The sequence below is a fragment of the Vibrio nigripulchritudo ATCC 27043 genome, assembly GCF_000222685.1.
GTDB lineage: Bacteria > Pseudomonadota > Gammaproteobacteria > Enterobacterales > Vibrionaceae > Vibrio > Vibrio nigripulchritudo.
Window position 1 is genome coordinate 38,094 of sequence record NZ_AFWJ01000168.1, and the last position, 8,823, is coordinate 46,916.

Annotated in this window: 7 protein-coding genes; 1 reads left to right on the forward strand and 6 read right to left on the reverse strand. The window is 46.6% G+C overall.

Going from position 1 to position 8,823, the window contains the following annotated elements:
- Position 1: 1 nt before the first annotated feature.
- The 5 genes from RH89_RS14100 to RH89_RS14120 all read right to left on the reverse strand — a co-directional run bounded on the left by RH89_RS14100 (position 2) and on the right by RH89_RS14120 (position 5,634).
- Positions 2-781, reverse strand: a complete 780-nt coding sequence (locus tag RH89_RS14100) for a motility protein A (protein ID WP_004403056.1) — start codon at positions 779-781, stop codon at positions 2-4.
- Positions 781-2,586 carry a FliG C-terminal domain-containing protein gene (locus RH89_RS14105; RefSeq protein ID WP_004403057.1) on the reverse strand — a complete coding sequence of 602 codons (1,806 nt, stop codon included), beginning with the start codon at positions 2,584-2,586 and terminating at the stop codon, positions 781-783. Before RH89_RS14105 ends, RH89_RS14100 begins: the two co-directional genes overlap by 1 nt.
- Positions 2,583-3,152, reverse strand: a complete 570-nt coding sequence (locus RH89_RS14110; RefSeq protein WP_004403060.1) for a tetratricopeptide repeat protein — start codon at positions 3,150-3,152, stop codon at positions 2,583-2,585. The genes RH89_RS14105 and RH89_RS14110 overlap by 4 nt, the downstream gene beginning before the upstream one ends.
- Positions 3,153-3,157: 5 nt before the next feature.
- Entirely contained in the window at positions 3,158-4,183 is a 1,026-nt protein-coding gene (locus tag RH89_RS14115) for a hypothetical protein (RefSeq protein WP_004403062.1), read from the reverse strand.
- A 227-nt stretch (positions 4,184-4,410) separates the two neighbouring features.
- On the reverse strand, positions 4,411-5,634 hold the full coding sequence (locus RH89_RS14120; RefSeq protein WP_004403064.1) for a diguanylate cyclase: 1,224 nt from the start codon (positions 5,632-5,634) through the stop codon (positions 4,411-4,413).
- 338 nt (positions 5,635-5,972) lie between these two features.
- Between RH89_RS14120 and dinB the strand changes: the two genes are divergently transcribed.
- Entirely contained in the window at positions 5,973-7,040 is a 1,068-nt protein-coding gene (gene dinB, locus RH89_RS14125; protein WP_038146025.1) for a DNA polymerase IV, read from the forward strand.
- Here dinB and RH89_RS14130 read toward each other — a convergent pair.
- Positions 7,037-8,823, reverse strand: a 1,787-nt coding sequence (locus tag RH89_RS14130; RefSeq protein WP_004403066.1) for a RecQ family ATP-dependent DNA helicase, incomplete at its 5' end; no start/stop codon positions are given. The genes dinB and RH89_RS14130 overlap by 4 nt on opposite strands.

The window sequence follows — 8,823 nt, forward strand, 5'->3', positions numbered from 1 at the left end:
ATTAAGACTCCAGACGCTTTTTAGGAGGAAGATAGCAGTTCATGGAGTCTTTGATGTGCAGATCAGGCTGCTTTTCTGTCATCATCACAAACGCTTTAATCTGCATTTCTCTTCGGTGGTAGTTTTCATCGGATTTCCGACGCACATTAATGGCCGAAGGCTTAAAGAACACTTGTGCCATCAATGTGCCGTAGAGAGTCGTCAACAATGCGATAGCCAGCCCTTTGCCCATGGTCGCCATATCGCCATCCAGGCTATCAAGCATGACAATCAGACCCACCAATGTCCCTATCATGCCAAATGCGGGTGAAAAGTTTGCCATGGTGCTCAGCACATTGGCTGGTTGAGCTTCGCGGGCGCGCTGGCTTTCGTTACTTTCCATCAGCAGTGCATGCAACTCTTTCCCTTTGTACCCTGTGCCTAAAAGCTCAATAGCCATTGAGAGAAAAGGATCTTTTTGCTCTTTCTCTGATAGAGAGTTTTCCAATCCGGCAATGCCATCCGTACGGTATACCTTGTTCCACTCGATAGAACGGAGAATAGATGAGTGTTTGAGCTTGGTTTCATTCTTGCCATCAAACAGACTTTTTAGTACAGCTTGAATTGCACGGAAGAACAGCGGGTATGAGTAGCTGATCAACGTGGCGGTAGATGTGCCACCCAATACGATGAGAAAACTCGATAAACTGACGAATAGCCAGTAATTATCGGTGCTGGTGACCACTGCGGTGACCAGTACCGCGGCTGCAAAAATCCAGCCTGTAATGGTGCTAATCGACATTAGGCAGTGACCTCCAGATCGCTCATTTTAAATTTTTTCTCTTCCAGCGCTTGTCGCATCACTTGCACGACTTCAAGCTTGGCAGCATTTCTGGTTTCTTCATCCACATCGGATTGCATTTCAACCTCACTGGACACCATGGTGATGTAACGTTCCGGGCACTCGGAGATCAGGCTGCATACTTTTTCCTCAGGTACATCAGAAAGCGCAGTTGCCAGAGTTTGAGGCGGGATACTTCGAATGTGGTTGCTGATGACTTTGGCAGGTGTGCGCCAGATGTCATCGAAGGTGAAATAGCTTTGCTTAAGCTGTACGTAAGCCCCTGGAGAGGTGTCTTTTAGCTGGTTCAGCAGCTCAGTTTGCTTACTGATGTTCAGCCCGTCCAGAATATTAGAAAGCACCTGAGGACCGTCAGTTGGCAGAGTACGGAAATCCGGAACAGACTGCGCTTTTGCCGCCAGAGAGGAAGCAACATCATTAAATGCGGTCATGGGTAATGCCTCTAGTCGTGCAATCTCCATCGCAAGATGCGCCTGCCTTTCTGTTGGATAAGCCGCCAACAATTCTGATGAACGTGAAGGTGAAAGCTGAGAGATCACCATTGCCTGAATTCGGTCAGATTCGTTTTCCAGAAGCCATCTAAGCTGGTTGGTCGTCAGGTTTTCCAAGAAATCAAATGGCTGGTTTTTCCTTGCGGAATCGGTTGTTGGGTTGGAATCCACCAGAAGTTGTTTAAACGATTTTAAGTGAGCCATTACCTGCTCTTTATCGGCTGGCGATTCTTCAAGGTACTTGATGTAACTCGGTATTTTTGCCGTCAGACTTGGGTACATGGTAGTAAACAGCGCGCGTCCCAGTTCTTGATACACACAGGCGAACATAGGCAGGTTCTGCTCATTCAGACCCAGCTTTCGGATAACGCTATCGACTTTCTGAGGTTCGCTCAGGCTGTATTTAACCAGCTCCTGACGGCAAGCTTCATGCTCGTAGCATTGCTGAGAAAGCAGCGGTTCTGCTTGTAATGCTTTTACGCCTGTAGTTGGTTCTGCGTTAGTGACTGGAGTTTGGTTGTTTGCTCTCGCTTTTCTCCACAGCATGACCAGCAGCAGCAAAATGAGTGCGGCAACGATCCAGGCTACCCACAGGTACTCCTGCCACAAAGGCTGAGCTTCAACCGGAGGTGTACCCTCAGGTACGGGCACCGAGAATTCTGTACGAATGATATCAATGGTGTCTCCCCGTAACGGGTTGTAATCCACTTTTTGAATCAGCAGTTTTTTAATTAGCTGAGCATTTTCATTCGTTACCTGATTTTCAAGCAATAAAGTGACGGCTATTTTGTTGATCTCCGTTGAACTCTCTGGCTTTGTTGGCGCTACTGATGCTTTAGGTGCAGGTAGCTTTGGCTTAGGTGATGAAACAGGCTCAACAGCAGGTGCTGCAGGAGCAGGTACGTCTATCGTGTCTTGAGCGGGGATGCCACTCAATCCAGGCAATTCAGGGACAGGTTGCGCAGGTATGGTCACTGGAACGGCGACAGTTTGTGGCGCTTCTGGTCTTTCAGATATTTCAGGTGCAGAAGACTCCTGATTTTGAGGTTCAGCTTGAAGTTTCTTGGTAACCAGCTCCGACTGAATAGTCAGAACATGCTTATTGGCACCAATAATACGTTCAATGTCGCTGTTCAAACGCTGTTCCAGCTTTGCAGAAAACTCCAGTGCCTGAATTTCACTAGACGGCTGAGCGACCACGCCAAAAGCTGCAATTAATATGGCTGCGAAGGCAAGATGATGAAGTTTAATCATTTCTCTAGCCACTCCATCATACGTTTGACTTCACCGAGATTCGGGTCGAAATCCAGTGCCTGTTGCCAAGCGACAATCGCGCCTTCAACATTTCCCAGTTTGTATAGAACACTGCCTTTTGTGGCTAATATTTTTGCTGGTTGGGCAGTAAGAGGTTGTGCCTCATTAAGAAGCTGTAAAGCCTGATCGAAATCTCCGCTAACCGCTCTTTTTTGAGCTTCTACTTTTAACGCTAGTGCCTTAGCTTCATTAAAGGGAGAGTCTTCTTCTGGAGCAGGGGTATTCTGGTGATTTTCCGGTTCACTTTCCAACTCATCATTTGTTGGTTCTGGTAATGGCTGGAGTGCCTGAGGCGCTGCACTTGGATCGGTTTCAATCGTAAGCACCATATCTGGGTCAGAGAGATCGAACTGAACCCCAGATTCATAGGCATGACCCTGTAAATGGATGGTGATCTTACCGTCCTTCATTTCGACTCTCTGATTGATAGCCGAAGTATCGGTTTCCTGCGCCATAGACTGAAATGCGACTAGCATTAATGACAGGTGAGTTAACTTGAGTTTCATCGTATTTAGAACCTCACGCCTAAGGTCAGATCAAACGCAGGATTACCACCCCAGGTGCCGTTTTCGTAGGTGTCTTTGGTAATGTACATCAGGCCAACATCGACGAAGATGTCGCCATGAGTAAAGAAAGCATTACGAGGTGGAGAAAGCTCAATACCGGTTCGAACCGAGATTTTTTGCTTGTTTTCTACAAACTGAAATCCAGAACCCGCATAAATGGAAAGCCAGTCATCAGTAATGGCGTAAAGAGCCCGTGCTTCCGCACCAAAACCCTGAATGGAGAAATCGCTGCTGCTGTCAAAATTGCGGAAGTAGTTACCAATAAATGCAAAGTGTGCTTTTTCTGACGGACTGTGCCCGCTGTAGTATCGGACAGAAATGTCAGTGACGTTTTGAATGTCTTCGCCTTTATTAGAAGTACCGCCGATACCAATGTAACCAAGAGCGACCCCGAACCCGCTCTCCTTGACATTCTTCTTTGCTATCTCTTCCGGCGACTCCTTCAGGTCGAAGTTTCCCGTCCACACCACTTCGTTATTTTTGGTGCTCACCAGTGACATGGTAATGCTGTGTGTGTCTTGATTCAGCGGGGCGCGCCATGAAAGAAACGCATCTACCCGAATTTGCTTACCGAGCTTTCTCAGTTCGTCGTTGCTGGCTAAACCGTGCTTATATCTTACGTTCGACGCAGACATCGCCACTTGAGTCTTGCCACACTCAATACAGCTTCGCACCTTCAGTCCATTGTCTTTCATCTTTTTAGTCAGGATGGAAGAGAGCTTAAGCAGTTCGGTTTTTTCTTTTTCAGTGACGGCTTTTCCTTCGAAATAAAGGGAAACGCTTTTGATTTCTGCCAGTGCTTTGTTATCGAGTATTTCAAACCACAGGTCGTCTTGTTCTAGAAATTCTTCGACGGTTTGTGCTTCGTTATTATCGGAAGAAAAAAGCTCGTTAAATTGTTTCGCAGCAGTGAAAGGAGAGTGGATAAGCAGGAATGTACTTACAGCAAGAGAAGTCAGTTTCTTCCACACAATGAAGCTCCATTTGGTCGAATTTGAATTGAGCGACCCTGGAAGCTGATGTGGAAAAAGAGAGTCCCAATTTTCGCGGCTTCATAAGGTCACTGAGGGTGACTAAGGTATTGTGAAAACCCTTGGGGTTCGGTGCAATAAAGCCGCGGCTAGAAAATTAAACGTATGGTGTGCTTTGTTTAGTGTCTGGGTGAATTTTGGAGATTTATGGGGGAGGTCGGAGGTCGTTACCGCGCAATGAGGCGATTTCGACCTTCTTCTTTTGCTTGGTAAAGCAGATCGTCTGCGTCACGGATAATGTCTTCCAAAGACTTGCTCTGGTCACCGCAGCTCACCCCAATACTTACGGTGAGATTAATTCGCTGGTCTTCGTATTGAACCGCTGTTTTTTCAATGCGTTGACGCATGTTTTCTAATCGGGTTTGGAACTCTTCGTAATCACCACAATGCTGAATACAGAACTCTTCTCCCCCGAATCGGGCAGCAATTTCATTCTTAAAGTAAATAGAAATAATCTGAGCCACTGTGACCAGTGCGCGATCCCCGCCGTCATGTCCGTAGGTGTCGTTTACCTTCTTAAAGAAGTCGATGTCTATCATGGCAACATTGCGGTTGTCGCAGCATTTGGTGCCGTTTTCGCCAAACAGATAGCGGCGGTTCCATAATCCGGTGAGAGCATCTTGGTTAGCTATTCGATACAACTCGTCGGTGGCGTCTTTCATATCCAATATGTGCTGAACCCGACAGTAAAACTCTTCTTGGTTGAACGGCTTATACAAGAAGTCATTTGCGCCCGCTTTCAAAAATCGAGCGGTCATGGTTCTGTCGTTGTTTCCAGATAGCCCCAAAATAGCTAGATGGTTTCTGTCGTACTGGTTGCGGATCTCACGAGTCATGGTAATGCCGTCTTTATTTGGCATGTCATGATCGGTGATGATCATCGTAATATCAGGGTTTTTCGCCAGAACTTCCATGGCCTGCTCGCCATCTTTAGCTTGCAGTGTATCGATATACTGATGTTCCAGAAGGTAGACGACATGGTTGCGGACGGTCACTGAATCGTCAACCACCAAGGCTTTATGGGTGTGATTTGCCATCAGGCGTTTAAGTAGAGGGATAAGATAAGAAACGGAGGCACTGCTGTCTTTGGTGATGTAATCCAACACACCTTTTGCGATAACACTTTCACGAATGTTCTCGTTAAATTGCGCAGTCAGGACGATAGCACGGACTTTGTGCGATAAGACAAGATCGATCACTTCGCCGTCGGGACCATCCGGCAAGCAATAGTCCAATACAGCGCACAGAAAGTTAGTATCATGTTTTATTATGTTATTGGCTGCTTCCAGCGATTCTGCCAGAACGACCTCAAAACCAATTTGTCCAAGTTGTGAGTTGAGATAGTTGCGAAAAGCGCGGCTATCCTCGACAACCAAAATCCGATTTAACACCAGAGCTCCAACTTCTTCTTTTTGATATACGTTACCCGTTTGTTAAGTTTAATCACAAAAATGAGTACTTCCATTAAAAACTGGATTATTTCCACACTGGTAAAAAGGTTGAGACATATTCCAAATATGATTCAGCTTTATAATCAATCATTTTCAAAGGGCGGATTTCTTTCTGGATCACAATCAAAATTCTTAGGTTGATGACTACACGAATCTTGACTACTGACATGAGCTGTCAGCAGAGCGAACACTCAGCTCATCTTTGTACTGTGAAAAGAACATGAGTTTTATTATACTGACTTTATATACAGTGTTTTTTTGTGCTTTGAGTGATAGCCATGTCAGTAGATACGACGAGGAAAATCATCCATGTTGATATGGATTGTTTTTATGCCGCCGTAGAAATGCGCGATAACCCATCCTATCGTGGTCGCCCTCTGGCCGTTGGGGGAAGCGAAAAACAGCGCGGCGTGCTGAGTACCTGCAATTATGAAGCGCGAAAATTCGGAGTGCGTTCTGCCATGCCTACGGGGCAGGCACTTAAGTTATGCCCCAATTTGTTAGTGGTTCCCGGACGCATGCAAGTTTACGTAGAAACATCCCGCAAGATCCGCAGTATTTTCGAACGATACACTCAACTGATAGAGCCTCTGTCACTGGATGAAGCCTATCTGGATGTGTCGGAGTCCAACGTTCTTCACGGTAGCGCCACATTAATTGCCGAGGCAATCCGATACGATATTTGGCATGAGCTGAAGCTAACGGCTTCGGCTGGTGTTGCTCCCATCAAGTTCCTGGCAAAAGTAGCGTCAGACATCAATAAACCGAATGGTCTGTGTGTCATTCCTCCTGAAAACGTGCAAGAGACCATAGATACGCTGACGCTAGATAAGATCCCTGGGGTTGGAAAAGTGACCCTGGAAAAACTTAATAATGCTGGCTTTTACACTTGCCTGGACATTCGTGAATCGGATTATCGTGACCTTCTGACTCGTTTTGGCAGGTTAGGGGCGTCGCTTTGGAAACGAAGCCATGGTATTGATAACCGGAGTGTTGAAACAGAGCGCGAACGGAAATCAGTTGGGGTAGAGCGAACCTTTTCACAAAATATCAGTACCTTTGATGAATGCTGGCAGGTGATCTCTGAAAAGTTGTATCCGGAACTGGAGCAGCGACTGGTAAAAGCATCCCCGGATAAATCCATCATCAAGCAAGGCATTAAAATGAAGTTTGCCGATTTTCAGCAAACCACCATTGAACACATTCACGGTGAACTGGAGTTGGAAGATTTTCGGGGCTTATTAGAAAAAGTACTTCAACGCCAGAAAGGTCGTGAGATCCGGTTGCTCGGGTTAAACGTGATGCTTAAACCCGAGCAGGAGGCGCGTCAGCTCAGCTTCTTCTAGAGAGACTGTTTTACGTGATTAAGCACTTCACTAAATGGCGTACTTTCTAATTTCGCGAAGCCTTCCATTTGCCTTGCTTTGACGCTGGTGGACTCTGGGGTGGCAATGCCACAAAGAAACCTAGCCAGAGCTTGAGGAGTTGCCGAGCCTCTCGTTGCCTTTAAATAGGGTGCGATCCAATGCTCAATGTTCGTGGAATCAACAGGAACTGGTTCTGCTCCGGGCAATTGAGCCACTCTTCCTTCACAGACCGAACAATGGCCACATTCCGTTGGCGCGTTTTCATCAGCAAAGTAGGAGGCAAGTTGATAGCTCAAGCAGCGCGATTCTTCGAAAAACGCCACCATGGTTCGTATGCGTTCTACCTCACTTAGCTCTTTTTGCTCAAACAGGCTGTGCATCTGATGAGCGAGCTCATTTGGAGCAGATTGCGTATTCAGCACTCGGTACACATCGGTGGCTTGTTTGCTTTCCAACTCAATCCATCCGTTTTCATGGAAGTAGTCCAACGCAGACACTACTCGGCTGCGCTCGGCGGAGTACCCTTGCCAAAGCGCATCAAAGTCCAAGGTGTGCCACGTTTTGGCTTTTGGTGAACACTGGAAAATCGCTTCTACAAATTGTTTTCTTTCCCCCTGAAAACGAGCACAAATCTGTTGCTGTTCCATATTCAGCTTAAATCGATAGTCCGCAAAGTAACTGAACCTTGGTTCAATCACGCCTTGCAGTTCCAGATACACCAACAGAGTCTTGAGCGGTAGCTGACGAATATTGGATTCTTTAGATAAACGGTTGAGCATAATGCTCCACTCACTTCCGCTCTGGTAGATCTGCTCTATCACTAACTGAATGGAATTGGCGTCGGGAGTGTCGCCGTAAACGAAATTCTCCAGAACGGTCAGCCCAGATTTGTCTCCAAGTAAAATGCAGTCAGAGTGTTGCCCATCCCGACCTGCACGACCAATTTCCTGCGAGTAATTCTCTATCGATTTAGGCAAATCAAAATGAATCACTCGTCGAATGTCGGATTTATCTACGCCCATACCAAAAGCGATGGTTGCCACAATGCAAGGAACGGCGCCAGTCATAAAGTCGTGCTGGATGTGTTCTCTGTCTTCACTTTTTAAACCCGCATGGTACGCCAGCGCGTTAATGCCATACTCGCGCAGATAACTGGCGACTTGCTCAGCGGAGTTTTGCAGTGTGACGTAAACAATCGTCGGGCTATCAGGCTGGCTGCGAAGAATACTCGTCAGCTTGTCCAAACGCTCAGACTGAAGGCAGGGTTGAATGTCCAGTCGCAGGTTGGAACGGTAGAACCCGGTCACCGTGATGTGCTCTCGTTGGATATTGAACTTAGATTGCATATCCTCGATGACTTTTGGCGTCGCGGTCGCGGTCAGCAAAAGTACCTGTGGGATATTCAGGGATTTTTGATATTGCGGCAGTTTAAGGTAATCAGGGCGGAAGTTGTGTCCCCATTCCGAAATACAGTGCGCTTCGTCCACCACCAACATGGAAATAGGCACTTGCGAAATGAATTGTCTGAAACGTTCATTTTTCAGTCTTTCTACAGAAATCATCAGGATTTTGGTGGCCCCGTTTCTTACCGACTGCATAATACGTTGTGAGGTTTCTCGGTCTTGCGTTGAATCGATAGACTCGGCGGCTAAGCCTTTGCTTTTGAGAAACTGAAGCTGGTCTTTAATCAGGGCAAGCAGTGGAGATATAACCAATGTCAGGTGAGGTAAATGCAGGGCAGGTAATTGATAACAAAGTGATT

Excerpts from the sequence above, each read along its gene's own strand:
- RH89_RS14100 (WP_004403056.1), bottom strand. The coding sequence starts at position 781 with ATGTCGATTAGCACCATTACAGGCTGGATTTTTGCAGCCGCGGTACTG.
- RH89_RS14105 (WP_004403057.1), bottom strand. The coding sequence starts at position 2,586 with ATGATTAAACTTCATCATCTTGCCTTCGCAGCCATATTAATTGCAGCT.
- RH89_RS14110 (WP_004403060.1), bottom strand. The coding sequence starts at position 3,152 with ATGAAACTCAAGTTAACTCACCTGTCATTAATGCTAGTCGCATTTCAG.
- dinB (WP_038146025.1), top strand. The coding sequence starts at position 5,973 with ATGTCAGTAGATACGACGAGGAAAATCATCCATGTTGATATGGATTGT.